Origin of the sequence: Pseudoalteromonas distincta (assembly GCF_005877035.1) — a bacterium.
Taxonomy (GTDB): Bacteria; Pseudomonadota; Gammaproteobacteria; order Enterobacterales; family Alteromonadaceae; genus Pseudoalteromonas; species Pseudoalteromonas distincta.
The window spans coordinates 880566-906289 of sequence record NZ_CP040558.1; the positions used below are offsets into that span (position 1 = coordinate 880566).

At 40.9% G+C, this 25724-nt stretch carries 22 protein-coding genes; 17 read left to right on the forward strand and 5 right to left on the reverse strand.

The window, feature by feature from the left end:
* Positions 1–30: 30 nt before the first annotated feature.
* The 13 genes from tsf to FFU37_RS03945 all read left to right on the forward strand — a co-directional run bounded on the left by tsf (position 31) and on the right by FFU37_RS03945 (position 12751).
* On the forward strand, positions 31–882 hold the full coding sequence (gene tsf, locus FFU37_RS03885) for a translation elongation factor Ts (RefSeq protein WP_002958320.1): 852 nt from the start codon (positions 31–33) through the stop codon (positions 880–882).
* A gap of 158 nt (positions 883–1040) precedes the next feature.
* Positions 1041–1790: a UMP kinase gene (gene pyrH / locus FFU37_RS03890; protein WP_024596498.1), complete on the forward strand. Its 750-nt coding sequence runs from the start codon at positions 1041–1043 to the stop codon at positions 1788–1790.
* A 49-nt stretch (positions 1791–1839) separates the two neighbouring features.
* Positions 1840–2361: a ribosome recycling factor gene (frr, locus tag FFU37_RS03895; RefSeq protein WP_206013162.1), complete on the forward strand. Its 522-nt coding sequence runs from the start codon at positions 1840–1842 to the stop codon at positions 2359–2361.
* 243 nt (positions 2362–2604) lie between these two features.
* Entirely contained in the window at positions 2605–3384 is a 780-nt protein-coding gene (gene uppS, locus FFU37_RS03900; RefSeq protein WP_024596497.1) for an undecaprenyl pyrophosphate synthase, read from the forward strand.
* A gap of 19 nt (positions 3385–3403) precedes the next feature.
* On the forward strand, positions 3404–4270 hold the full coding sequence (locus FFU37_RS03905; RefSeq protein ID WP_039484373.1) for a phosphatidate cytidylyltransferase: 867 nt from the start codon (positions 3404–3406) through the stop codon (positions 4268–4270).
* The gene (gene ispC / locus FFU37_RS03910; protein ID WP_138488756.1) at positions 4267–5472 is read left to right on the forward strand and encodes a 1-deoxy-D-xylulose-5-phosphate reductoisomerase; all 1206 of its coding nucleotides are present in this window, start codon (positions 4267–4269) and stop codon (positions 5470–5472) included. Before FFU37_RS03905 ends, ispC begins: the two co-directional genes overlap by 4 nt.
* Before the next feature lies 1 nt (position 5473).
* Positions 5474–6826 carry a sigma E protease regulator RseP gene (gene rseP, locus FFU37_RS03915; RefSeq protein WP_138488757.1) on the forward strand — a complete coding sequence of 451 codons (1353 nt, stop codon included), beginning with the start codon at positions 5474–5476 and terminating at the stop codon, positions 6824–6826.
* A 100-nt stretch (positions 6827–6926) separates the two neighbouring features.
* Complete coding sequence (bamA, locus tag FFU37_RS03920) at positions 6927–9398, forward strand: outer membrane protein assembly factor BamA (protein WP_024596248.1); 2472 nt, start codon at positions 6927–6929, stop codon at positions 9396–9398.
* A gap of 11 nt (positions 9399–9409) precedes the next feature.
* Positions 9410–9928 carry an OmpH/Skp family outer membrane protein gene (locus FFU37_RS03925; RefSeq protein ID WP_002958312.1) on the forward strand — a complete coding sequence of 173 codons (519 nt, stop codon included), beginning with the start codon at positions 9410–9412 and terminating at the stop codon, positions 9926–9928.
* Positions 9929–9935: 7 nt separating this feature from the next.
* Complete coding sequence (gene lpxD / locus FFU37_RS03930) at positions 9936–10958, forward strand: UDP-3-O-(3-hydroxymyristoyl)glucosamine N-acyltransferase (protein WP_024596249.1); 1023 nt, start codon at positions 9936–9938, stop codon at positions 10956–10958.
* Between the two features lie 26 nt (positions 10959–10984).
* A complete protein-coding gene (fabZ, locus tag FFU37_RS03935; RefSeq protein WP_002958310.1) occupies positions 10985–11437 on the forward strand; it encodes a 3-hydroxyacyl-ACP dehydratase FabZ in 453 nt (150 codons plus the stop codon).
* 2 nt (positions 11438–11439) lie between these two features.
* The gene (lpxA, locus tag FFU37_RS03940; protein ID WP_039484358.1) at positions 11440–12210 is read left to right on the forward strand and encodes an acyl-ACP--UDP-N-acetylglucosamine O-acyltransferase; all 771 of its coding nucleotides are present in this window, start codon (positions 11440–11442) and stop codon (positions 12208–12210) included.
* Between the two features lie 148 nt (positions 12211–12358).
* The gene (locus tag FFU37_RS03945; RefSeq protein WP_138488758.1) at positions 12359–12751 is read left to right on the forward strand and encodes a septal ring lytic transglycosylase RlpA family protein; all 393 of its coding nucleotides are present in this window, start codon (positions 12359–12361) and stop codon (positions 12749–12751) included.
* Here FFU37_RS03945 and cydC read toward each other — a convergent pair.
* From cydC to FFU37_RS03970, 5 genes are read right to left on the reverse strand one after another with little or no spacing between them, the layout of a single operon-like run.
* Complete coding sequence (cydC, locus tag FFU37_RS03950) at positions 12734–14479, reverse strand: thiol reductant ABC exporter subunit CydC (protein ID WP_138488759.1); 1746 nt, start codon at positions 14477–14479, stop codon at positions 12734–12736. The two genes, FFU37_RS03945 and cydC, sit on opposite strands and share 18 nt — an antisense overlap.
* Positions 14472–16265 carry a thiol reductant ABC exporter subunit CydD gene (gene cydD / locus FFU37_RS03955; RefSeq protein WP_138490000.1) on the reverse strand — a complete coding sequence of 598 codons (1794 nt, stop codon included), beginning with the start codon at positions 16263–16265 and terminating at the stop codon, positions 14472–14474. The genes cydC and cydD overlap by 8 nt, the downstream gene beginning before the upstream one ends.
* On the reverse strand, positions 16255–16419 hold the full coding sequence (cydX, locus tag FFU37_RS03960; RefSeq protein WP_002958303.1) for a cytochrome bd-I oxidase subunit CydX: 165 nt from the start codon (positions 16417–16419) through the stop codon (positions 16255–16257). Before cydX ends, cydD begins: the two co-directional genes overlap by 11 nt.
* A 12-nt stretch (positions 16420–16431) precedes the next feature.
* A complete protein-coding gene (gene cydB / locus FFU37_RS03965) occupies positions 16432–17571 on the reverse strand; it encodes a cytochrome d ubiquinol oxidase subunit II (protein ID WP_138488760.1) in 1140 nt (379 codons plus the stop codon).
* Complete coding sequence (locus tag FFU37_RS03970; RefSeq protein ID WP_002958301.1) at positions 17568–19151, reverse strand: cytochrome ubiquinol oxidase subunit I; 1584 nt, start codon at positions 19149–19151, stop codon at positions 17568–17570. The genes cydB and FFU37_RS03970 overlap by 4 nt, the downstream gene beginning before the upstream one ends.
* 301 nt (positions 19152–19452) lie before the next feature.
* Here FFU37_RS03970 and lpxB point away from each other — a divergent pair, with 301 nt between their 5' ends.
* Genes lpxB through accA form a run of 4 tightly spaced genes read left to right on the forward strand, consistent with a single transcriptional unit; the run spans position 19453 to position 25669 of the window.
* Positions 19453–20610, forward strand: a complete 1158-nt coding sequence (lpxB, locus tag FFU37_RS03975; RefSeq protein WP_138488761.1) for a lipid-A-disaccharide synthase — start codon at positions 19453–19455, stop codon at positions 20608–20610.
* Entirely contained in the window at positions 20600–21202 is a 603-nt protein-coding gene (rnhB, locus tag FFU37_RS03980) for a ribonuclease HII (RefSeq protein ID WP_138488762.1), read from the forward strand. Before lpxB ends, rnhB begins: the two co-directional genes overlap by 11 nt.
* A gap of 2 nt (positions 21203–21204) precedes the next feature.
* Positions 21205–24696 (forward strand): DNA polymerase III subunit alpha, encoded by a 3492-nt coding sequence (gene dnaE / locus FFU37_RS03985; RefSeq protein WP_138488763.1) that lies wholly within the window; start codon positions 21205–21207, stop codon positions 24694–24696.
* Between the two features lie 16 nt (positions 24697–24712).
* On the forward strand, positions 24713–25669 hold the full coding sequence (accA, locus tag FFU37_RS03990) for an acetyl-CoA carboxylase carboxyl transferase subunit alpha (RefSeq protein ID WP_002958297.1): 957 nt from the start codon (positions 24713–24715) through the stop codon (positions 25667–25669).
* Positions 25670–25724: the final 55 nt, after the last annotated feature.

The following is a 25724-nucleotide window of genomic DNA, read 5'->3' on the forward strand; positions in this document are numbered from 1 at the left end:
AAACCAGATTTCAGATTTGAGGATTTACTAATGGCTGTAACTACTGCCCTAGTTAAAGAATTACGCGAGCGCACAGGCGCTGGCATGATGGATTGTAAAAAAGCGTTAACTGAGACTGATGGCGACATCGAGTTAGCGATTGAAAACATGCGTAAAAGTGGCGCTGCTAAAGCTGCTAAAAAAGCAGGTAACATTGCTGCTGAAGGTACTATCATCATCAAGCAAAACGCTGGTGTTGCAGTACTAGTAGAAGTTAACTGTCAAACAGACTTCGTTGCAAAAGACGTAAGCTTTTTAGCATTTGCTGATAAAGTTGCTGAAGCTGCAATTGCTGACACTCTTACTATCGAAGACTTACAAGCTAAGTTTGAAGAAGACCGTGTTGAGCTAGTAACTAAAATTGGCGAAAACATCAACGTACGTCGTCTGCAGTACATCGCTGGTGAAAACCTAGTTGAGTACCGTCATGGCGACCGTATCGGTGTTGTTGTTGCAGGTGTTGCTGATGAAGAAACACTTAAGCACGTTGCAATGCACGTTGCTGCTTCACGTCCAGAGTACTTAACTCCTTCAGACGTACCAGCTGACGTTGTAGAAAAAGAAAAGCAAGTACAAATCGAAATCGCGATGAATGAAGGCAAGCCTGCTGAAATCGCTGAGAAGATGGTTGTTGGTCGCATGAAAAAATTCACTGGTGAGGTTTCTCTTACTGGTCAAGCTTTCATCATGGAACCTAAAAAATCTGTTGGCGATATTCTTAAAGAGAAAAACGCAACAGTTACTGGCTTTGTACGTGTAGAAGTTGGTGAAGGTATCGAGAAGAAAGAAGAAGATTTTGCTGCTGAAGTTGCTGCTCAAATTGCAGCTGCTAAAGGTCAGTAAGATTAACTATTTGTGATGCAAAAGGAAATTAGATGCAATTAAAGTACTATTTGGTTTTGCTTCACAGCTAGAAATTCTTTAAAATAACCGCGCTTTTATGTTTAACATAAGCGCGGTTATTTTTTATCCATAATTCAATAAAAGTTGGCCCCTATACTATGACTATCAATCGCAAACCTATTTTTAGACGTGTTCTTCTCAAATTAAGTGGTGAAGCTTTAATGGGAGACGAAGGCTTCGGCATCGACCCTAAAGTTTTAGACCGTATGGCACAAGAAATTAAAGAGCTAGTAGAGCTTGACGTAGAAGTGGGTTTAGTTATTGGTGGAGGTAACTTTTTACGCGGTGGTTCACTTGCAGAAGCAGGTATGAACCGCGTAGTAGGCGACCACATGGGTATGCTTGCAACGGTTATGAATGGCCTTGCAATGCGTGATGCGCTACACCGTGCATTTGTAAACTGTCGTTTAATGTCGGCTATTCCGCTAAATGGTGTATGTGACGCTTATAACTGGGCTGAAGCAATTAGTTTATTGAAAACTGGCCGCGTTGTTATTTTTGCAGCGGGCACCGGTAACCCATTTTTTACTACCGATTCTGCAGCGTGTTTACGCGGTATCGAAATTGAAGCGGATACAGTAATTAAAGCAACTAAAGTGGATGGTGTGTACAGTGATGATCCTGTTAAAAACCCAGAAGCGACGCTTTACAGCCACTTAAGCTACAATGAAATCATTGAAAAAGAATTAAAAGTTATGGATTTAGCGGCATTTACTCTAGCCCGCGATCACAATATGCCATTGAGCGTATTTAATATGAATAAATCAGGCGCGCTAAAACGCGTAATTATGGGTGAAGAAGAAGGAACACTTATTTCTTCACAAGCCTCAGATGAAATAATCAAATAATTAGGATTAAACCGTGATTAACGATATTCAAAAAGACGCGCAAGCGCGCATGCAAAAAAGTGTAACTGCACTAGGTAGCCAATTATCTAAAATTCGTACTGGCCGTGCACATCCTGCAATCCTAGATGGCATTATGGTGTCGTACTACGGTGCACCAACGCCTTTAAACCAAGTTGCTAACGTAACAATTGAAGATTCTCGTACACTTGCTATTGGTGTATTTGATAAGTCTTTAGCGCAAGCTGTTGAAAAAGCGATTATGGCGTCTGACTTAGGTTTAAACCCTATGTCGGCAGGTACTGTTATTCGTGTACCACTTCCTCCACTTACAGAAGAGCGTCGTAAAGACCTAATCAAAATTGTACGTGGCGAAGTTGAAGGCGGTCGTGTTGCTATTCGTAACATTCGTCGTGATGCTAATGGCGATGTAAAAGGTTTATTAAAAGATAAAGAAATATCTGAAGATGAAGCGCGTCAATCAGATGATGCGATCCAAAAACTTACAGATAAGTTTATCAAAGAAATGGATACTCTATTAGCTGCTAAAGAAGCAGAGTTAATGGAAATCTAAGTAGGGCCTGTTTATCTTTTGAGGTTGAATTTGCAGTAGTGTGTTTGGTTTTAAGGCAAGGCAGAGCCTACGTAGTGTGGTTATTTCCCATTATTAGGCGATAGCAATGCATAAAATCTAAAAACGCGCTGCCCAAAGGGTTCTGCCTAGATTGAATAAATTACAATCCTGAAAGGTCGACAGGACCTATTAAAATTATTAGTTTTGAAACGCCGTCTAGGGTATACTAGGCGGCGTTTTTTTATGGAATACTCGATATTTATGGTTCTAGATGCTGACACAATTTCACAGCAATGTTTACCCAAACATGTTGCTATCATCATGGATGGGAACGGACGTTGGGCACAAGCTAGAAATAGACCTCGTGTGTATGGGCATAAAAAAGGCGTAGACGCAGTTCGTCAATCTGTTCAGTTTTGTACTAAATTAGGGATACAATCGTTAACCTTATTTGCTTTTAGTAGTGAAAACTGGCGCCGCCCTGAAGACGAAGTAAACACTTTAATGGAGCTTTTCTTATTTGTTTTAACAAAGGAAGTTAAAAAGCTTCATAAAAACAATGTAAAACTGACCATTATTGGAGACTTATCACGATTTTCTGAAGGATTACGTAGCAAGGTAGACGCTGCGCATAAGCTGACTGAAAATAATACCGGATTGCGCTTAAATGTTGCAGCTAATTACGGTGGTCGTTGGGATATGGCTAACGCGGCTAAACAACTTGCTTTGCAAGTTGCGCAAGGCACACTCAACGCAGAAGATATTACAGAAGAGCGCTTAGCACAGCATATGAGCATGGCAGATCAGGCTGAACCTGATTTACTTATTCGCACTGGTGGCGATGTTCGTATTAGTAATTTTTTACTATGGCAAGTTGCTTATGCAGAACTTTACTTTACCGAGACACTTTGGCCTGATTTTAATGAAGCAGCATTTGCTGAGGCTATAGCGTGTTACGTTGCCAGAGAGCGACGTTTTGGTTGTACGGGCGAACAAATAAAACAATTACTCGCTCAAACCTAAATAGAATAAGGGTCACATTTTGTTAAAACAACGAATTTTAACCTCACTTGTGCTTGCACCATCGGCATTAGCTTTGGTTTTTTATACACCGCTTACGTTATTTAGTTACTTTGCCGGTGCAATAGTATTATTAGGCGCATGGGAATGGTCTGCGTTTATGGGTTTATGCGATAAGCTCAAACGTGGTGCTTTTGTTGTATTGATTGCAGCCTTACTTGGCCTGCTTAATTTACATTGGCCTATTGAATCACTATGGGAAAATGGCAAGCTAGTAGGTGATGCAAATTACTTATTTACGCTTTCGTTTGCTTGGTGGATTGTTGCTAGTTATTTAATTTGGCGCTATCCAGAAATGGCTAAAGCGTGGAATGAAGGTTTAGTAATGCGCGGCATTGCAGGTTTATTAACACTTGTGCCGTTATGGCTTGCACTAAATACGCTGCGCAGTGCGCAATATGCTGAATCAACACATTTTGGCTCTGTACTTATTTTAGTCGTATTGGGTATTGTGTGGAGTGCAGACGTAGGCGCTTATTTTTCAGGTAAGAGCTTTGGTAAGCATAAACTTATGCCAAAAGTGAGTCCTAATAAAACAATTGAAGGGTTAGCAGGCGGTGTAGTCGCTTCTATCATTTTTGTTTTAGCATTTTGTCACTTTACCGATGTTGATTTAGGTGTTTGGCCTATCTACGCGATAATGACTGCATTTATTGCATTGTTCTCTGCGGTAGGTGATTTACTGGAAAGCATGTTTAAACGTGAAGCCGGTTTAAAAGATAGCGGCCGTTGTTTACCTGGGCACGGCGGTATTTTAGATCGCATTGACAGCTTAACGGCTGCAGCTCCAATGTTTGTAATGTGCTATGCGTGGACTCTTAGTTTATGAGCCAAAAGCAATTGCTGGTTATTTTAGGCGCAACAGGTTCAATTGGTTTAAGTACACTAGATGTTGTATCGCGCAATAAAGAGTTATTTGATGTTTTTGTTTTAGCTGCAGGGCAAAACGCAAAAAAAATGGCTGAGCTGTGTATTGAACACGAACCACTTTATGCGATTATGGCTACCCAGCAAGCCGCTGAGCAGCTATCTGCTTATTTAGCTAATACACAATGCCAAACGCTTGTTATGCACGGCGAGCAAGCAATGTGCGACTTATGTGCTCACCCAGATGTTGATGTCGTGATGTCGGCAATTGTAGGTGCAGCTGGTTTACTGCCAACATTAAGTGCAGTAGAAGCAGGTAAAAAAGTACTCCTTGCTAATAAAGAATCGTTAGTTATGTCAGGTCAGTTGTTTATTGATAAAGTTAAACAACATAAAGCGACCTTGCTGCCAATTGATAGCGAACATAATGCTATTTTTCAATGCCTACCTTCTTCGTTACAAAATGCCAAAGGCGATCAAAATTTACAGCAACATGGCGTAAGTAAAATTTTGCTTACCGGCTCTGGTGGCCCGTTTTTAACGCGCGATATAAACACACTAAAAGATGTAACTGTAAGTGAAGCCGTGGCGCATCCTAACTGGTCGATGGGTCAAAAAATATCAGTAGACTCGGCCACTATGATGAATAAAGGCTTAGAGTTTATTGAAGCTAAGTGGTTATTCAATTGCGACACCAGTGATATTGATGTGGTTATTCATCCACAAAGTATTATTCACTCAATGGTGCAATACCACGACGGTTCTATTTTAGCGCAAATGGGTAACCCCGATATGCGCACCCCAATTGCCCATGCACTTGCATACCCTGAGCGAATTAATGCAGGCGTTAAACCGTTAAACTTCTCTGATATATGTGATTTCTCATTCACCAAGCCTGACTTTTCTCGCTATCCAAATTTACAATTAGCGATTGATGCGTGTAGTGCAGGGCAGGGCGCGACCACAACGGTTAATGCTGCAAATGAGATAGCAGTAAGTGCATTTTTAAACAGTAAAATTGGTTTTACTGATATATACAAAATAAATGCACAAACGCTTGAAGCTGCAACGTATACCAATGTACAAAGCTTAGATGAAATTTTAGAGTGCGATAAATTAGCGCGTATTAGCGCTTCAGAATTTATAACAAAAGTGGCGCATTAATATGTTTGATTTTTTTTGGAATCTTGGCTCATTTATTTTAGCGCTTGGTATTTTAGTGGCCATACATGAATATGGCCATTTTTGGGTTGCACGAAAAATGGGCGTTAAAGTGCTGCGTTTTTCAATTGGTTTTGGTAAGCCACTGTTAAAATGGCACGATAAATATAATACCGAATACGTGATTGCGGCTATTCCATTAGGCGGTTATGTAAAAATGCTTGATGAGCGTGTTGATGACGTGCCGGCAAACCAACGTCATTTATCTTTTAACGCTAAATCTGTACAAGCACGTATTGCCATAGTTGCAGCGGGTCCAATGGCCAACTTTTTGTTTGCCATTTTTGCTCTTGCTGTAATGTATATGGTGGGTGTGCAGTCGGTAAAGCCTGTGGTAGGTAGCATTACCGAGGGTAGCCGGGCAGAGCAAGCGGGCATTATGCCTTCTCAACATATTATAAAAATTGGCGATGATGATATAACGACATGGCAAGATGCTACGTTTGCGCTTATGTCTAAATTAGGCGAAGAAAGCGTTGAAGTGATAGTGCGCGATAAAAACCTTCAACCACGTGTTAAAACCCTTAATTTAGAGGGATGGAAATTAGATCAGCAAGACGTACCACCACTAAGCTCGATAGGTATTGTGCCATTTAGACCTCAAGCCACTTTAACAATTGCGGCCGTGACTAAAAATTCAGCTGCAGAACACGCTAATTTACAAGTTAATGACACAATTTTGGCTGTAAACGGTGAAACAATAAGCAATTGGCAGCAATTAGTTAATCTTATTACGCAATCAGCTAACAAATCTTTACAATTTAGTGTAAAAAGACAAGATACTATAAAAGCCATTACAGTAACCCCTAAAGGGCGCATTGATAATAACGGTATTGAGCAAGGCTTTTTAGGTGTTGCTCCTGTTGTACAGCAATGGCCTGATGGTTATGTAGAGACTAGACATTACGGCCCGCTCGATAGTATCGTGCGAGGCACAAAAGAAACGTGGCGCTTAATTACACTCAGTTTTGATATGATTGGTAATTTAATTACAGGCCAGGTTTCGGTTAAGAATTTAAGTGGCCCCGTGGGCATTGCAGTAGGCGCTGGAACTAGCGTAAGCTATGGGTTAGTGGCCTTTTTAAGCTTTTTAGCCTTAATAAGCGTTAACTTGGGTGTATTTAATTTATTACCCTTACCAGTGCTTGATGGTGGACACTTAATGTATTACATAATTGAACTTTTTCGTAAAAAGCCGGTCTCTGAAAAGACACAAGAGTTTGGTTTTAAAGTGGGCGCCTTGTTGCTCATTTTTCTAACATGTTTCGCTTTGTTCAATGATGTATCGCGTTTGTAGTTTTACAGCGTGGCAAATTACTAATTAGAACACGATTGTAAAGCACCACTTTAGTAGGGTGTTATGCGGTAATACAGTTGTAAAGGATAAAGATAATAAAATGGCTATAAAAAAACATTTGGCAGTAACAAGTTTATTGGGTGCAAGTTTTGCAGCCCTAGGCCAAAACTCCTTTATTGTTGAAGACCTGAAAGTTGAAGGTTTACAGCGTGTAGCACTTGGTGCAGCGCTAACACATATTCCTATTAACGTAGGCGATAATGTTGATGACTATACGATTTCAAAAACAATAAAGTCACTTTATCGTTCTGGGCACTTTGATAACATAAAAGCACTTCGTGATGGCAACAACGTTATTTTTAAAGTAACGGAACGTCCTACCATCAGCTTCATTGAGTTTGAAGGCAATAAAGACATTAAAGACGAGCAGCTTAATGAGTCTCTTGATCAGCAAGATATTCGCCAAGGTGAGCCACTTGATAAAACCGTTATCGATAGTATCGAAAAAGGCTTAGTTGAGTTTTTCCACAGTATTGGTAAATACAACGCTAAAGTAGATATCAGTATTACTAAGTTGCCTCGTAACCGCGTTAAACTTAAATTAGAGTTTGATGAGGGTGATGCAGCTTCTATCCGCCAAATTAACTTAGTGGGTAATGAACTTTTTTCTAATGAAGAGCTTCTTAAACTTGCTGAATCACAGCAAGATTTACCTTGGTGGCAGTTTATGGGTAGCGATCGCTACCAAAAGCAAACCATTGAAGGCGATTTAGAAAAAATTCGTAGTTATTATTTAGACCGTGGTTACCTACGTTTTAATATCGATTCAACGCAAGTATCAGTGAGCCCTGAACGTGAATCAGTTTACGTTACAGCTAACTTAACTGAAGGCGTAAAATATACCGTTAAAGGCTTTGACTTTATTGGTGACTTGCTTGGCCGTGAAGACTTAATTAAAAGTGTTATCCCACTTAGAGCGGGTGAGCTTTATAACGGTTCTGTAGTTACTTCGTCAGAAGAATTTATTAAAAGCTACTTAGCACGTTTTGGTTACGCTAATGCTGAAGTACGTACAATTCCAGAAATTGACGACGAAAAGCAAGAAGTACAACTAACACTATCGGTTAATCCAGGTAAGCGTGTATATGTTCGTCGTATTATTGTTGGTGGTAACCAAAATACAGCTGATGAAGTACTTCGCCGTGAAATGACACAACTTGAAGGCGCCTGGTTATCTAATCAAAACCTTGAGCGTTCAAAACTACAAATTCAACGTTTGCCTTATATGGAAACTGTTGATTTTAACGTAGTGCCTGTACCAGGTGTGGATGACCAAGTAGATGTAGACTTTACTGTAAAAGAGCAATCAGCGGGTAGCTTTAATGCTGGCCTTGCTTATGGTTCTTACTTAGGTCTGCAGTTTAATATTGGTGTAACAGAATCTAACTTTTTAGGCACAGGTAACCAAATTGGTTTAAACCTTAATACGTCTACAGGTTCTGAAAGCTTAAGCTTATCGTACACAGACCCATACTTTACGCCAGATGGTGTATCGCAAGGCAGTAGCATCTTTTACAGAAACTACGATGCAAGTAAATTCAGTCTTGTTGAGTACAAATCAAAAAGTTATGGTTTAGGCACAAATATTGGTTTTCCAATTGATGCTGTAAATCGTGTTAACTTTGGCGCTCGTTGGATAAAAGAAGAGCTTTCGGATATTGCAGAGTACGAGCAAACGCGTGTACTTCGTGAAACATTCTTAGATCCAGATAACCCAGATGCAGGCTTTGACTTTACTAAGTATGAGCTGAGTGTTGGTTGGTCGCGTATTACAGTTAACCGTGGTTTATTCCCAACAGCGGGTTCGCGTCAAACTCTAAACTTAACAGCAACAACGCCTAACTCAGATCTTCAGTACTTTAAACTGAATTACGATTCGCGTTTTTACTGGCCTATATCAAATGACCACCGTTGGGTATTCTCAACCCGTGCAGCACTTGGTTATGGTAATGGTTATGGCTCTACAAACGGGTATGAGCAAACACTTCCATTCCAAGAATACTTCCGTATAACGGAAATGGAACTTCGTGGCTTTGACCGTAATACAATATTACCACGTGCTGTATCGCGTATACCGCAGTCTATTCCAGGTACGCCAGGTGCAGACGGTACTACAACCGGTAGCATTGGTGGCGCATCAGAATTTGATATTTTAGTGCCACAAGGCCGTATTGGTGGTAATGCTAAAGCAGTGGCAGGTATGGAGCTAATTGTTCCTACGCCATTCTTAGATGAAGAAAATACCAGCTCTGTACGTACTAGCTTCTTTGTTGATGCTGCAAACGTATGGGATACTGAGTTTAACGTAGACCGCTATCAAAACTTAGGCGTTGATGAACGTGCTAAATTAGATGACTATTCAGACCCAATGCGCTTTAGGGTTTCAACCGGTCTTTCATTACAATGGATCTCTCCAATGGGTCCAATGCTGATCAGTTTTGCGTATCCATTGCAAAAAGAAGAAGATGACGATACGAAAACCATCAGCTTTAACATTAGTAACACTTTCTAAAGGAGTTTTTTGTGAAAAAATTATTTAAATCAACAGCTGTAGCAGTTTTAGCAACTTTAATGATGGGTACTTCTGTGAATGCATTTGCACACAAAGTAGGTATTGTTGATATGCAGGAAATCTACAAGCAAATTCCTCAAATGGCTAAAATTGAACAGTCTTTACAAACTGAGTTTGCTGAACGTCGTCAAGAGCTTGAAAAGTTACAAGGCGATATCCGTTTTGAAGCTGAAAAATTTAAACGCGAAAGTACAACTATGAGCCAAGCTCAAAAAGATGCACTACGTGATAAAATCCAAGGCATGCAAAAAAATCTTGCTGAACAAGGTCGTCCTTTAGAGCAAGAAATCAAAGCGCGCCAAAACCAAGAGCTTGCTAAAGTTCAAGGTGTAATCATCAAAACAATTGAAGAAATTGCTAAAGACGGCGACTTCGATGAAGTTAAAGTAAAAGACACAACAATTTACTTTAATCCTAAAGAAGTAACTGATCTTTCGTCTAAAGTTGTAGCTGCAGTTAGTAAGAAATAATCACTCTATGCAAAATTATACGCTTTCGCAAATTGCGGAACTTCTAGGCGCCGAACTTCAGGGTGATGGCGCTTTAGAAATAAAAAAAATAGCGACACTTGCAAATGCCCATTCTGGGCATATTGCATTTTTAGCGAACTCAAAATATCGCTCGCAACTTGAAACTACTCAAGCTAGCGCTGTGATAGTAAGCCAAGCCGATGCTCAGTACTTTAGTGGTAGCAAAGTTATTGTTGCTAATCCGTACGTAAGTTACGCAAAATTAGCGCAATTTATGGATACAACACCACGCTCAGCCTCGACGGGTATACATCCAAGTGCCACTGTTCATTCAACAGCGATTGTTAGTGACAGCGCCGCCATAGGTGCTAATGCAGTCATTGAAGCTGATGCGGTGATAGGTGACAATGCGCAAATTGGTCCGAACAGTTTTATCGGAGAACGTGTTAAAATAGGCTCTGGCACTAAGCTTTGGTCTAGTGTGACTATTTATCACGATGTTGAAATTGGTTCAGATTGTTTGTTTCAAGCAAATAGTGTTGTAGGTAGTGATGGATTTGGCTATGCGAACGAACGCGGGCAATGGGTAAAAATACCTCAGCTTGGCTCTGTGATCATAGGTAACAAAGTTGAAATTGGTGCAAGTACGACAATTGATCGTGGCGCCCTGGACAATACCATTATCCATAGCAATGTTATTATCGATAATCAGTGTCAAATAGCGCACAACGTTGAAGTTAATTCAGGCACCGCAATCGCGGGCTGCACCGTACTTGCAGGAAGCGTTACCATTGGCAAAAACTGTCAAATTGGTGGCATGGTTGCAATTAATGGTCACATGTCTGTATGTGATGGTGTTATAATTACCGGCATGAGTATGGTGACAAAATCAATCACCGAACCAGGTATTTACTCATCTGGTATGCCCCATACAACAAACAAAGAATGGCGTAAATCAATAGCTCACTTGCGTAACCTTTCAGACATGAAATCACGTCTTAAAGCGCTGGAAGCATTGGCTAAGTCATAACGTTGAACACTAATAAGGATGCTATTTTGGCAAACGAATTAAATAGCCTTGATATTCAAGAAATTTTAAGTTTATTACCGCACCGTTACCCGATGCTATTAATTGATCGTGTTATTGATTTTACACCTGGCAAATCTTTACATGCTATTAAAAATGTTTCTATAAACGAACCTATATTTACTGGCCATTTCCCAAATCAGCCAATTTTTCCTGGTGTGCTAATATTAGAATCAATGGCGCAAGCCACGGGTTTATTAGGTTTTAAAACAGTAGAAAATCGTAGTGAAAACGAATTATATTTATTTGCTGCTGTTGATAACGCACGTTTTAAACAGCCAGTGATCCCAGGTGATACAATGCATCTTCATGTTGAGTTTTTAAAAGAACGTCGCAACATTTGGAAGTTTGCAGCAGAAGCTAGAGTCGACGGCAAAGTAGTGTGTAGTGCCGAAATTATGTGTGCGAGAAGAGAGTTTTAATAGTGATCCATTCTACAGCAATAATCGAACCTGGCGCTAAACTAGGCAACAATGTCTCAGTTGGTCCGTATAGTTATATTGGCAATGATGTTGTTATCGGTGATAACTGTATTATTGAGTCTCATGTTGTTGTTAAAGGGCCATCAACTATTGGCTCTGGCAATCATATTTTTCAGTTTGCGTCTGTGGGCGAAGCCTGCCAAGACAAAAAATACAACAACGAGCCAACCACATTAATCATGGGTGATAACAATGTTATCCGTGAATGTGCCACTATTCACCGTGGTACAATTCAAGACCAAGGCGTTACTAAAATTGGTAGTAATAACTTATTTATGGCTTATACACACGTTGCACATGACGCGGTAATTGGCGATAACGTAATTTTTGCTAACAATGCAAGTGTGGCCGGCCATGTACATGTAGGCGACTGGGTTATCTTAGGTGGTAATTCGGGAGTTCATCAGTTTTGTAAAATTGGTGCACATGCCTTTATTGGTATGTATTCAGGTGTTAACAAAGATGTACCACCTTTTGTTACTACCATTGGTATGCCAGCAGGTCCTGCCGCTATCAATAAAGAAGGCATGAAACGTCGTGGTTTCGAAAGTGATGAAATTATGGCTGTACGCCGTGCATACAAAGCGTTTTACCGTAAAAGCTTAGGTGCAGACGAAGCGATTGAATCGCTTAGTGAAGATGCTGCAAAGTACCCTGCTGTGAAATTGATGGTCGACTTTGTTAAAAGCTCAGAGCGCGGGATTGTAAGATAATTCGCGCGTTTTGCTTCAAGCATAAAAAAACCACCCTAGATGATAAATCGAAGGTGGTTTTTTATTGCCCACGGTTTAGACCTAATTCAGTTAATACTCAGCGAGCTCAAGTTAGTATGCATCTAATTTGTATAATAAAAGTCATCCTATGCGTTTACCTAAGTTAGTTGTCACTCTTTTTATTACTTCAGCTTTAGCCGCTTGTAGTAGCCAACCTATTGTTAAATCATCTATTGGAGAGGTTACTCAAGTTGGTAAAGCATCTTTTTATGCTGACAAATATCACGGGAGAACAACTGCCAACGGAGAGCGCTTTAGCCAACAAGCCGCCACAGCAGCCCATTTAAAGTTCGACTTTGGCACTAAGGTCGTTGTTACCAACCTCGCTAATAATAAATCAGTCACGGTAAGAATTAACGATAGAGGCCCGTATGTGCGAGGTCGTATTATTGATTTATCAAAGAGTATGTTTAAAAAGATAGCCGACCCTAAAGTCGGCGTTATTGATGTATCAGTAACGGTTTTAAAACCGTGTAGTTAGCGCAACATAGTCGGGATAAGTGCTACTGAGCTCTTTATGAGAGCCTTGTGCGACTACTTTACCGCCTTCTAACCATACAACATTATCCATTTGAGCAAGTAGAGCAGGATCATGCGTGATTGTCAGCACGCTGGCGTTATTCATAACATGCATTATTGCTTGCATTACCCCTTGCTTAGATTGATTATCAAGACCTTCTGTTGGTTCATCAAGAACTAAAATAGCAGGGTTTTTAAGTAATGCTTGGGCAATGGCTATACGCCTAGATTGGCCTTGCGACACGTTACGCCCGCCAGTGCCTAAACGTGTTTTTAATCCTTCTTTTAGCTCATTAAACCATGGGCTCAATTGAGCTAATGCGAGCGCTTCAATCATTTGCTCTTTAGTTGCATTTGGCGCGGCATAACGTAAGTTTTCACTTAATGTGCCATCAAAAATATGGTGCTGCTGGGCGAGTATATTTATAACATTTGCGCGTATATCATTATTTAACGAATGTAAGTCAACAACGCTATTTTGATTGTTTAGCGTTATGCTGCCTTGTTGCAAAGGCCATAAACCAGTAAGTAAATTTACAAGCGTCGTTTTACCGCTGCCGCTTCTACCTACAATCGCTACTTTTTGCTGAGGCATTAGTTCAAAACTGATATTAGTTAGCGCTGTTTGTTCACCATATTGGTAGCTAATATTGTTAAGTACTAACGTGTGATTTTGCGCGCTAAAGTTTTCATCAACGTCTACATGTTTACTTTCAATTTGCGAACTAGCTGCTTTATCTTCAAGTGTAAACAATCGCTCTGCTGCTTTTAAAACACTTGGAAGCTCTATAAACGCGTTGGGTAGTAGTAATACGCTTTCAAAGCTTGCCAGTACAAACAAACTCAGCATAGCAAGTTCTACATTTACCATACTGCTTGCGTAAACCAGTGGGACAATGGTTACTATGCTAGCAAGCATGGCTAATTGAACAACCAACAAGCTTAATCCATCTGAGTTTGCCAGTGCTTTGTGGCGAATAAATAATTGCTGATTGTACTGCTCGCTTAATTCGTCGCACTTATTAAGCTGCTGCGAACGGGCTTGATAAATACTAAGCTCTCTAAGGCCTGTAAGTGTATCTGAAAGCTCAGAGCGAAGTTGTGCACTCAGTTGTGTTTCTTTATGGCTGTTTTTAGTGAGCTTTGCGCTAAGTAGAGCAGGTATAACCACACCAATAAGTATAATGCCAGTAAAGCAAATAAGGGCGACGTTGCCATTATAGGCCGACATAAACAGCATGATGATTGGCACACTTAAAAGAGCGACCAGCATAGGCAGTAAAACGTTTAAATAAAATTTGTCGAGTGCGTCTACATCGTTTTGTAATCGGTTAACTAAATCAGCGCTGCGGCTCATTGCTAAATCAACATTGTTAAGCTTACTTAACGTTGCAAATACATTGGTACGTATTTCACTTAGTAATAAGAACGTGGCGTTATGAGTAACTAGGCGTTCGCCATAGCGCGATGCAGTTCGCACAATTGCTAAAAAACGAATCGTGCCGGCAGGGGTAAAGTAGTTCATTTGTACGCCCGCAATACCAGCAGCGGCCATTGATGCTAAAAACCAGCCAGATATAGCCAACAGGCCCACATTAGCTAATACCGTAATCGTCGCTAAAAATGTACCCAATAGCATAGCTTTGTAATGAGGAGCACAAAGCTTTAATAAGCGAATAAAATTACGCATGCGCCACCCCTTGTTCAGCCGTTTTTAGTAAGTCAGCAAATGCACCATTTTGCGCTGCAAGTGTTTCAAAGTCACCTTGCTCAGCTATTTTTCCATCATGCATCACAATGATATTGCTGGCATGTTTAACCGTATTTAATCTATGGGCAATAACTAACACTAAGTTGTTTTTAGCATATTCATTAATAGCATCTTGAATAAGCAGCTCTGTTTGGCTATCAAGGTGCGCTGTGGGCTCATCAAGCACTAAAACTGGTGCTTGTTTTATAAATGCGCGAGCCAGTGCAATACGTTGCTTTTGACCGCCAGAAAGCCCTTCGCCTTGCTCACCTATCAGCGTGTTAAAACCACCGGGTAGGGTATTAATAAATTCAAGCACACCAGCTTGCTTTGCCGCGTGTTCAAGCTCTTGCTGTGTGGCAGTGGGTTTGGCCAATTTAATGTTGGCAGCAATGGTGTCGTAAAATAGCGTCGCTTTTTGTGGTATCCATGCAATATTATTTTGCAAGTAAGTAATATCGGTTGTACTTAAACTCTGCCCATTAACAGATAGGTTGTTAATCACTTCAGGGTGAAACCCTAATAGACAATCAAACAACGTACTTTTACCTGAGCCACTACTGCCCACAACTGCAATTAAGCCTTTATTTGGCAATGTTAAATTTATATTTTTAATCCCTTCGTTACTACCAGGGTATATAAAATTAAGGTCGGTAATACTTATTGAATTAATTGTATTTAAAGTTAAATTGTTTTCAGGTGCGCTTGTAATTACTGGCGCATTTACGTCACTTGGCAGTGGTGCATTTAAAATCGCAACCATATCGGCCGCCGCACTAATACCTTGTAAACGTGCATGGTAATGGCTACCTAGCTGGCGCAGTGGTAAATAAAATTCAGGCGCTAAAAGTAGCACCACAAAGCCAGTAGCAAAATCAAGAGTGCCAAAAAATAGTCTAAAACCAATAATTACGGCAACGAGTGCCACGCTAATGGTAGCTAAAAACTCAAGTGCAAATGATGATAAAAACGCGATTTTTAAGACATCGAGTGTCGCGTGCCTAAAGTCGTCTGAAATTTTAGCTATTTGCTTAAGTTCGGTACGTGTTGCATTAAATAGTTTTAGTTGAGTTAAACCTTGCACGCGGTCAAAAAAGTAATTGCCCAGTACAGCAAGTTGCTTCCAGCGTTTTTGGTTTAAAGCTTCGGCTTTAGAGCCTACTAAAATCATGAAAAAAGGAATAAGTGGGGCGGTTAATAAAAATATCAGCCCAGCTTTATAATCTGTCGGAAAAATAACAACCAATATTGCCAGCGGAATAAGCGCGCTGTAAGCAACACCTGGCAAGTATTTAGCATAATAGTCGTGAAGTGCTTCAACGCCATTATGCAGGGTATTTAATGTAGCGCCTTGGCCGTGTTGTTCTATATAACTAGGCCCAAGTAAGCTGAGCTTATGAAGAAGTGTTTGGCGCATAGCCGATTTTATTTTAAGCGCAGCAAATGCACTTAAGCGTTCACTTAACACTAAAAACACCGCGCGCAATAAAATAATGCCTGCTAAGGGCCATAATAAATGAGTGACTTGAGCTAAGTTATTACCTTCAAACATTACATTATGAATAGCTTGAGCCAGTAAATAAGCACCTGCAATCATCAGTAATGCGTTAAAAGTACCCAGTGCAATGCTTAACTTTAACCACACTGCAGCGGGTTTACTTTGACGCTTTAAAAAAGCGCGCAGTGATTGCTGCTGCGCGCGATCTGGTCGGGGGTTAGTCGTCATCTTTTGTGTTGTTAGCATCATTTAATAAATCGTGCATGGCTTGTTCATCATCAGCAATGCTGTTTTTATTTTGATGAAATTCGTACCACATTACATTTATTACACCTAAGGTACAGGCCAAAAGTACACCTAAAATCCAAGCGAAATACCACATTGTTTAGTCTCCTTAGTAGCTACCATGAGTGTTGTTTTCAATTTCTTCTACCGTTACTCTGCGCCACATTTTTACGTAACACCAAGTGGTGTAAGTTAAAATTAGTGGTACAAAAATACACACTGCAACAAACATTATATTGAGCGTTTTATGGCTCGATACCGCATCCCAAATTGTTAAGCTAATATTAGGGTTGTTACTCGATGGCATAATAAATGGGAACAGAGAAACACCGGCCGTCATAATTACGCCAATTAACATTAAGCTTGTTGAAATAAGTCCAAGTGCAGGTTTATTTAATTTTGAAAACACAAGTGCACTTAATGCCATTGCAAAGGCTAAAATAGGGAAGGTCATTGTCCACGGACGGGTGCTGTAATTACTTAACCAAGCACCTTGCGCTGTAGTGACTACTTTAGCTAGAGGGTCTGCATGACTTTGTGTATCAGCCATAGATACAACTTGGTAACCCGTTAAGTTAGCCACCCAAAAACCAGCTGCAGCAAATAACACGATAAACACAATAAGAGAATAGCGACCATATTGACCCGAGCGCTCTGCGACCACACTTGCTGTACGAAGTTGTAACCACATACCCGCATGCGCAACTAACATGGTAATACTCACTAAACCTGCAAGTAATCCAAATGGGTTAAGTAAGCCAAAAAATGAACCTTGGTAGCTAACACGCATTAAGTTATCAATATTAAACGGTACGCCTAAAAATAAATTACCAAACGCAACACCAAATACTAATGCTGGAATTGCGCTGCCTGCAAGCAAGCCCCAATCCCAGTTATTGCGCCAGCGTTTTGAGTCAACTTTACTGCGGTAATCAAATCCAAGTGGTCTAAAAAACAAAGCAAAGAGTACTAGCATCATGGCAAAGTAAAAGCCCGAAAATGCAGCTGCATAAACCATAGGCCACGCCGCAAATAACGCGCCGCCTGCAGTTATAAACCATACTTGGTTACCATCCCAATGCGGGCCAATTGTGTTTATTACTGTGCGGCGCTCTGAATCTGTTTTACCAACGAGGCGAAGCAACATAGCAACGCCCATATCCATACCATCGGTAATAGCAAAACCAATAAGCAGCACACCAATGATCAACCACCAAAGCATTTTTAATGTTTCATAATCAAAAATCATGATTGCTCTCCTTCAGTTTTATCAGCTTTGTTTGGTAATTCAAAATGATACTTACCAGTATGTAGCGAGCTTGGCCCTTGCTTAACAAAGCGGATCATCAGCCAGCCTTCCACAATGGCTAAACCAGTATAGAAAACAATAAACCCAGTTAAGCTAATTAAAATATCGTTTACTGTTAGTGACGACGTGGCTAAAAAGGTCGGCAGTATTTCAGATATAGCCCAAGGTTGGCGACCATACTCGGCAACAATCCAGCCAAATTCAATCGCTATCCAAGGTAGTGGAATACTCAATACGGCAGCCCATAACAACCAGCGTTTTTGCTCAATAACGCGATGTGCGTTGTAGTAAAATGCCAATATAAATACACCTAGCATGGCCACACCACAGGCAACCATAATCCTAAATGACCAAAACATAGGGCCTACTTTAGGAAAAGAGTCTTTAACTGCTTTTTGAATTTGCTCTTCAGTAGCATCTACAACATCTGGTGTGTAGCGCTTAAGTAGCAAGCCATAACCTAAATCATCTTTTAGAGTATTAAATTTGGCAATATTATCTGGCGTATCTTCACCGTTTCTGAGTTTTGTAAGGTATTCATAAGCAATCATACCGTTGCGAATACGTACTTCATGTTGTTTTTCTAGGTCGTTAATACCCGTTACTTGCTCATCTAGTGAGCGCGTAGCAATTAACCCAAGTGCGTAAGGTATTTTAACCGCCGCATGTGTTACTTGCTCTTCTGAATCAGGAAAACCAAATGCGGTAAACGCAGCCGGAGCTTCTTCTGTGTGCCATTCGGCTTCAATTGTGGCAAGTTTTACTTTTTGGACTTCGCCTACTTCGTAGCCTGATTCGTCACCGAGTAAAATTACACATAAAATTGACGCTAAACCAAAGCCTGATGCGACTGAAAAAGAACGTTTAGCAAACGCAAGGTCACGGCCTTTTAATATGTACCAACTGCTTATGCCTAGAACGAACATAGATGCAGCTACATAACCTGCCGATACAGTATGAATAAACTTAACTTGGGCTACAGGGTTAAACACAAGCTCTGCAAAGCTGGTCATTTCCATGCGCATAGTTTGATAGTTAAATTCAGCGCCTACTGGGTTTTGCATCCAACCGTTGGCAATTAAAATCCACAGCGCCGACATGTTAGTACCAATGGCCATTAAAAAGGTTGCACCTAAATGTTGGCGTTTAGAGAGTCTATCCCAGCCCAAAAAGAACATACCTACAAAGGTCGATTCTAAAAAGAATGCCATTAAACCTTCAATAGCTAGGGGAGCCCCAAAAACATCACCTACGTAATGGGAGTAATAAGACCAGTTAGTACCAAACTCAAATTCCATGGTAAGGCCTGTCGCCACACCAATTGCAAAGTTAATACCAAACAATTTTCCCCAAAACTTAGTCATATCGCGATAAATTTCGCGACCGGTCATAACATAAACCGATTCCATAATAACTAAAATCCAGGTCATACCTATCGTTAACGGTACGAATAAGAAATGAAAGAGAGCGGTAACAGCAAACTGTAATCGCGATAGATCCACAAAGGTTTCATCTATCATTATTGGCTCCTTGAGAGTGACGGATTAACAGGGCAACATTTTATTGGCAAAGTTAAGTTTTAATGAACTTTCAGTAATTACTGAAAGTTTGTAATAGTATTTACGTTTGTGCAATCTTTGTCAACATACATATTAGTAAAGCGTAATATATATTTCCTATGCTACATCAGTATTAAAAACAAACAACATAAAGCCTTAACTTAGGTAATAAAAAACCAGTTATTTAAAGCGTTTAACCAAACAGTAAAACACGGTAAACTAACAAGCATGAACGCCTGGTTTACTTGTGAAATAAAATCAAATGAATAAAGATAAAAAACAACTACGTATTGGTATTGTGGCAGGTGAACTGTCGGGCGATATTTTAGGTGAAGGCTTAATTAAAGCCCTTAAAAAACACTTTCCGGACGCTATTTTTGAAGGAATAGCAGGACCTAAAATGCAAGCGCAGGGCTGTAAAACACTTTACGACATGGATGAGCTTTCGGTAATGGGGCTTGTTGAGGTGCTAGGGCGTTTACCGCGTTTGCTTAAAATACGTAAACAACTCGTGCAGCATTTTGTAGATAACCCACCTGATGTATTTATAGGTATTGATGCACCCGATTTTAATTTACGTGTAGAAAAACCACTTAAAGATGCGGGCATTAAAACCGTGCAGTATGTAAGTCCGTCTGTTTGGGCGTGGCGCGAAAAGCGCATTCATACAATAAGTGCAGCCACTAACTTAGTGTTGGCGTTATTACCATTTGAAAAAGAATTTTACGATAAACACCAAGTGCCATGTACATTTGTGGGGCATACCTTGGCTGACGACATAGCACTTGAGCACGACGATACTAAAGCACGTGCAGAACTCGGCTTAAGCCTTGATGACAAAGTACTGGCGCTGCTTCCTGGTAGTCGAGGCTCTGAAGTTGGTTTGCTAAGCGAGACTTACATTAAAACAGCTGCTGAGCTGCAAGCTAAAAACCCTAATCTTAAAGTTGTGGTGCCGTTAGTTAACGAAAAACGCAAAGCGCAGTTTAGTGATATATTAAACGCTACCGCGCCAAACCTTAATGTTAACCTGCTTGATGGGCAATCTAAATTAGCGATGCAAGCTGCTGATGCTATTTTATTAGCGTCGGGCACTGCAACACTCGAAGGCATGCTTTATAAAAAGCCAATGGTTGTGGGCTATAAAATAAAGCCTTTGAGCTATTGGATTTTTAAAACTTTATTTACGTTTAATATTAAGTACTTTTCGCTGCCTAATTTATTAGCCGACGAAGAGCTAGTGCCTGAGTTTTTACAAACCGAGTGTAATGTGACTAACTTAACAAACGCACTTACCCCTATGCTCAACACAGATAACAAAGAGCTAAAAGCACGCTTTTTAGCTATTCACGAAAAAATTAGATTAAATGCCAGTGAACAAGCAGCCAATGCTGTGGCGGAGTTAATAAATGCAAATTGATAGACCCAATGTATCCTTAATTGCTGGTGTAGATGAAGTAGGGCGCGGCCCGCTTGTTGGTGATGTAGTCACTGCCGCCGTTATTTTAGATCCCACTAAACCAATTGCAGGCTTAGCAGATTCTAAAAAGTTAACGGATAAAAAACGCCAAGCACTTGCAATTGAAATAAAAGAAAAAGCATTGTGCTACGCGTATGGACGCTGCAGTCCAACAGAAATTGATGAGTTAAATATTCTGCACGCAACGATGCTTGCCATGTCTCGCGCAGTAGAGGCATTAAGCACACAACCTGAATTTGTATTTATAGATGGTAATCGATTGCCAAAACTCACTATGCCAGCACAAGCTGTTGTTAAAGGTGATAGCTTAGTGGCCGAAATTTCAGCGGCGTCTATTTTAGCTAAAGTAGCGCGCGATGACGAAATGCTTGAACTTGATGCACGCCACCCAGAATATGGTTTTGCAGGGCACAAAGGGTATCCCACTAAAGCGCATTTTGCAGCGCTTGAACAGTACGGTGCGATTGACGAGCATCGTAAAAGCTTTAAACCTGTGCTGCGCGTTTTGGCGCAAGCCAATGGTGAGGGCTAAGCATGGCTGCTCCTGATTTTGTTCATTTAAGAGTTCATTCAGACTTTTCGATGGTTGATGGCCTTGCTAAAACAAAGCCAATAGTCGCAAAAGCGCAAGAGCTGCAAATGCCAGCCATTGCAATTACTGATCAAATGAACTTTTGTGGTTTAGTGCGTTTTTATGGCGCCACGCATAATGCAGGTATTAAACCTATAGTGGGTGCTGACTTTTGGGTTCGTAGCCCAGAGTTTCCTGATGAGCCAAGCCGCTTAACCATATTAGCCAAAGACAACGACGGCTATAAAAATATTACCTTGCTGATATCTAAAGCGTACCAACGAGGGCATGTATTTCATCGCCCTGTGATTGACCGCGAATGGTTAGTTGAGCTAAAAGCAGGCTTAATTATTCTCTCGGGCGCTAAAGACGGTGACTTAGGTAAAGCGTTATTAAAAAATAATCCGACTGTAATTGAATCGGTTGTTAGTTTTTATAAGCAGCATTTTAGCGATAACTACTACCTAGAGCTTGTTCGCACCAATCGTCCGCTTGAAGAAGATTACTTGCACATGGCGGTAGAGCTTGCTGCTAAAGAGCAACTACCGGTTGTAGCCACCAATGAAGTGGTGTTTTTAAAGCCAGAAAACTTTGAAGCGCACGAAATTCGTGTTGCTATTTTTGACGGTTACACGCTCGATGATAAGCGCCGCCCTAAACGATTCTCTGAAGAACAATATCTAAAAACACCTGAGCAAATGGCTGAGTTGTTTAGCGATATTCCAGAAGCCCTACAAAATACCGTAGAAATCGCTAAGCGTTGTAATGTAACTGTGCAATTAGGTACTTACTTTTTACCTGATTACCCAACCGGCTCGCTTAAAATTGAAGACTTTTTAGTTAAAGTGTCACAAGACGGCCTAGAAGAGCGACTACAGTTTTTATTCCCCGACGAAGAAGATAGAAAAGTAAAACGTGTTGAATACGATGAGCGTCTTGCAATTGAGCTCGGTGTAATCAACCAAATGGGATTCCCAGGTTACTTCTTAATCGTAATGGAATTTATTCAGTGGAGTAAAGATAATAATATTCCAGTTGGACCTGGTCGTGGTTCAGGTGCGGGTTCGTTAGTTGCGTACGCGCTTAAAATTACCGACCTTGATCCACTTGAGTTTGACTTACTCTTTGAGCGATTCTTAAACCCTGAACGTGTATCAATGCCGGATTTCGACGTCGATTTTTGTATGGATAGACGAGACGAAGTAATTGATCACGTGTCGGCTTTGTATGGTCGAGATGCGGTTTCGCAAATTATTACCTTTGGGACCATGGCTGCAAAAGCGGTAATACGCGATGTAGGGCGAGTGCTTGGCCATCCTTACGGGTTTGTTGATCGAATTTCAAAATTGATTCCGGGTGACCCCGGTATGACACTTGCCAAAGCGTTTGATGTAGAACCGCGCTTGCAAGAAGCCTACGATGGCGACAATGAAGTAAAAGATTTAATCGACATGTGTCGCATCCTTGAAGGGTGTACACGTAATGCCGGTAAACATGCGGGTGGCGTAGTAATATCGCCAACCACTATTACCGACTTCGCTGCGCTTTATTGCGATGATGAAGGTAAGTTTCCAGTAACACAGTTTGATAAAAACGATGTAGAAACAGCCGGCTTAGTTAAGTTCGATTTCTTGGGTTTACGTACACTGACTATATTGCAGTGGGCGGTCGATATGACCAATGTGCGCATGAAGCGCCAAGGTAAAGACCCCGTTGATATAAACACCATTCCACTGGATGATAAAAAAAGTATTGAGTTGCTACTTCGAGCCGAAACGACTGCTGTATTTCAGCTAGAGTCGCGTGGTATGAAAGACTTAGTACGCCGCCTTAAGCCCGACTGCTTTGAAGATATGATTGCACTTGTGGCCTTGTTCCGCCCAGGTCCGCTGCAATCAGGCATGGTAGATAACTTTATCGACCGAAAACTGGGCCGAGAAGAAATCTCATACCCAGATGCGCAGTATCAGCACGAAAGCTTAAAACCAATACTTGATCCAACCTACGGCATTATTTTGTATCAAGAACAAGTAATGCAAATTGCGCAAGTACTAGCAGGTTACACGCTAGGTGGCGCCGACATGCTGCGTCGTGCAATGGGTAAGAAAAAGCCCGAAGAAATGGCAAAGCAGCGTTCAACATTTGAAGATGGCGCAAGAAATAACGGCATTGACGGCGAGCTTGCGATAAAAATCTTCGACTTGGTAGAAAAGTTCGCAGGTTACGGTTTTAACAAATCTCACTCAGCAGCTTACGCACTCGTATCGTATCAAACATTGTGGATGAAAACTCATCATCCTGCAGAGTTTATGGCTGCGGTAATGTCGGCCGATATGGATAACACCGACAAAATAGTTATTTTGGTGGATGAATGTGAAAACATGAAGCTCACCTTATTACCACCAGACGTAAATGCAGGTGAGTTTAAGTTTACAGTAAACCTTGAAGGTGAAATTGTTTACGGCATTGGCGCGATAAAAGGCGTGGGTGAGGCACCGGTTGAAGCAATCCTAGAAGCGCGTGCAAAAGGCGGCCCATTTAAAGATTTATTTGATTTTTGTGCCCGCGTTGATTTAAAACGCTTAAATAAACGTGTTACTGAAAAATTAATTTACGCAGGTGCTTTGGATCAATTAGGACCAGAGAAAACCCAATCTGGGCGTGCTACATTACTAGCCAGTTTAAAAGATGCTATGCGTGCGGCCGATCAACACAACAAAGCTGAGCAATTAGGACAAAGTGACTTATTTGGTTTATTAGCCACTGAGCCTGATGAAGTTGAACAAGCTTTTATTAAAGCCACAGGGCTTACTGATAACGAGTGGTTAGATGGCGAAAAAGAGACGCTAGGCCTTTATTTAACTGGGCATCCAATAAATCAGTACCGCCGTGAGCTTAGGCATTACACTAGCGGAAAAATAGTTGATTTACAGCCAACGAACCGTGATGTGTTTGCAACGGCAGCTGGTTTAGTTATTGCTTCTAGGGTATTAATTAATAAAAAAGGAAATCGTTGGGCCTTAGTAACTTTAGATGACAAGAGTGCACGGATTGATGTACGCTTGTATTCAGACGAGTTTGAAAAGTACCAAGATATGCTCCAAGTTAACAATATCTTGGTAATATCTGGACAGGTCAGCTTTGATAACTTCTCCGGTGGTATTACAATGACCGCCAGAGAAATAAACACCATTGCTCAAGCGCGTGAAAAGCGTATTAAAGCGATTAAAATGACGCTGAACATGGTGCAAATCGAGGCAGGTTTCTTCGATAAATTACAAAAAGTACTCGAACCCTATAAAATGGGAACGTGTCCGATCAAGGTTTATTACCAACGTCCAGATGCGTTGGCGCAATTAACTCTTGGGATCGAATGGTGTGTTACGCCAAGTGACGACTTAATCCATAAGTTATCACTAATGGCTGCGCAAGATGTAGAACTAGAATTTAACTAATTAGGTAGTTTAGAGCATGAGCCTCAATTATCTTGATTTTGAGCTTCCAATTGCAGAATTAGAAGCAAAAATTGAAGAATTACAAAGTATCAGCCGCGCTGGCGAATTAGACCTTGAGTTAGAAGAGGAAGTCAGCAAATTAAAAGAAAAAAGTGCCAAACAAAAACAGGAGATTTTTTCTAATTTAGGCGCTTGGCAAGTATCACAGTTAGCACGTCATCCGTTGCGTCCTTACACTCGAGATTATATCGAGCGCATTTTCACGGAATTTGACGAGTTTGCTGGCGATCGTACTTTTGCTAACGATCCAGCTATTTTAGGTGGCATTGCGCGTTTAGATGGCGAACCAGTAATGGTTATTGGCCAACAAAAAGGTCGTGATACTGCTGAAAAAATTAAACGCAACTTTGGTATGCCAAAGCCAGAAGGTTACCGTAAAGCATTACGCTTAATGGAAATGGCTGAGCGTTTTAAAATGCCAATCATGACCTTTATTGATACACCAGGTGCATACCCAGGTGTTGGCGCTGAAGAACGTGGTCAATCTGAAGCAATCGCACGTAACTTAAAAGTAATGGCGTCACTTAAAGTGCCGACAATATGTACGGTTATTGGTGAAGGCGGTTCAGGTGGTGCATTAGCAATTGGTGTTGGCGACAGAGTTAACATGTTGCAATACAGCACTTACTCAGTAATTTCGCCTGAAGGTTGTGCGTCTATTCTTTGGAAAAGCGCTGACAAAGCACCGCTTGCAGCAGAAGCAATGGGTGTAACCGCAGAGCGCGTTAAAGAGCTAGACTTAATCAACAACTTAGTTGATGAGCCTCTAGGTGGTGCACATCGTAATTACGATGCTATGGCACGTAACTTAAAAGTACGCCTTAAGCGTGACCTAGCAGACTTACAAGCGCTTACGCTTGAAGAAATGCTTGATCAACGTTACAAACGTTTAATGTCGTTTGGTTATTGCTAAACACATTAATTGTTAAAAAAAAGCCGCTTATGCGGCTTTTTTGCTTTAAAATGTT

Coding starts and splice junctions, on each gene's coding strand:
- frr (WP_206013162.1), top strand. CDS start 1,840: ATGCAAAAAAGTGTAACTGCACTAGGTAGCCAATTATCTAAAATTCGT.
- cydD (WP_138490000.1), bottom strand. CDS start 16,265: ATGACGACTAACCCCCGACCAGATCGCGCGCAGCAGCAATCACTGCGC.
- ispC (WP_138488756.1), top strand. CDS start 4,267: ATGAGCCAAAAGCAATTGCTGGTTATTTTAGGCGCAACAGGTTCAATT.
- cydX (WP_002958303.1), bottom strand. CDS start 16,419: ATGTGGTATTTCGCTTGGATTTTAGGTGTACTTTTGGCCTGTACCTTA.
- rnhB (WP_138488762.1), top strand. CDS start 20,600: ATGCAAATTGATAGACCCAATGTATCCTTAATTGCTGGTGTAGATGAA.
- dnaE (WP_138488763.1), top strand. CDS start 21,205: ATGGCTGCTCCTGATTTTGTTCATTTAAGAGTTCATTCAGACTTTTCG.
- FFU37_RS03970 (WP_002958301.1), bottom strand. CDS start 19,151: ATGATAGATGAAACCTTTGTGGATCTATCGCGATTACAGTTTGCTGTT.
- uppS (WP_024596497.1), top strand. CDS start 2,605: ATGGAATACTCGATATTTATGGTTCTAGATGCTGACACAATTTCACAG.
- bamA (WP_024596248.1), top strand. CDS start 6,927: ATGGCTATAAAAAAACATTTGGCAGTAACAAGTTTATTGGGTGCAAGT.
- rseP (WP_138488757.1), top strand. CDS start 5,474: ATGTTTGATTTTTTTTGGAATCTTGGCTCATTTATTTTAGCGCTTGGT.
- lpxB (WP_138488761.1), top strand. CDS start 19,453: ATGAATAAAGATAAAAAACAACTACGTATTGGTATTGTGGCAGGTGAA.
- accA (WP_002958297.1), top strand. CDS start 24,713: ATGAGCCTCAATTATCTTGATTTTGAGCTTCCAATTGCAGAATTAGAA.
- cydC (WP_138488759.1), bottom strand. CDS start 14,479: ATGCGTAATTTTATTCGCTTATTAAAGCTTTGTGCTCCTCATTACAAA.
- tsf (WP_002958320.1), top strand. CDS start 31: ATGGCTGTAACTACTGCCCTAGTTAAAGAATTACGCGAGCGCACAGGC.
- pyrH (WP_024596498.1), top strand. CDS start 1,041: ATGACTATCAATCGCAAACCTATTTTTAGACGTGTTCTTCTCAAATTA.
- lpxD (WP_024596249.1), top strand. CDS start 9,936: ATGCAAAATTATACGCTTTCGCAAATTGCGGAACTTCTAGGCGCCGAA.
- cydB (WP_138488760.1), bottom strand. CDS start 17,571: ATGATTTTTGATTATGAAACATTAAAAATGCTTTGGTGGTTGATCATT.
- FFU37_RS03945 (WP_138488758.1), top strand. CDS start 12,359: ATGCGTTTACCTAAGTTAGTTGTCACTCTTTTTATTACTTCAGCTTTA.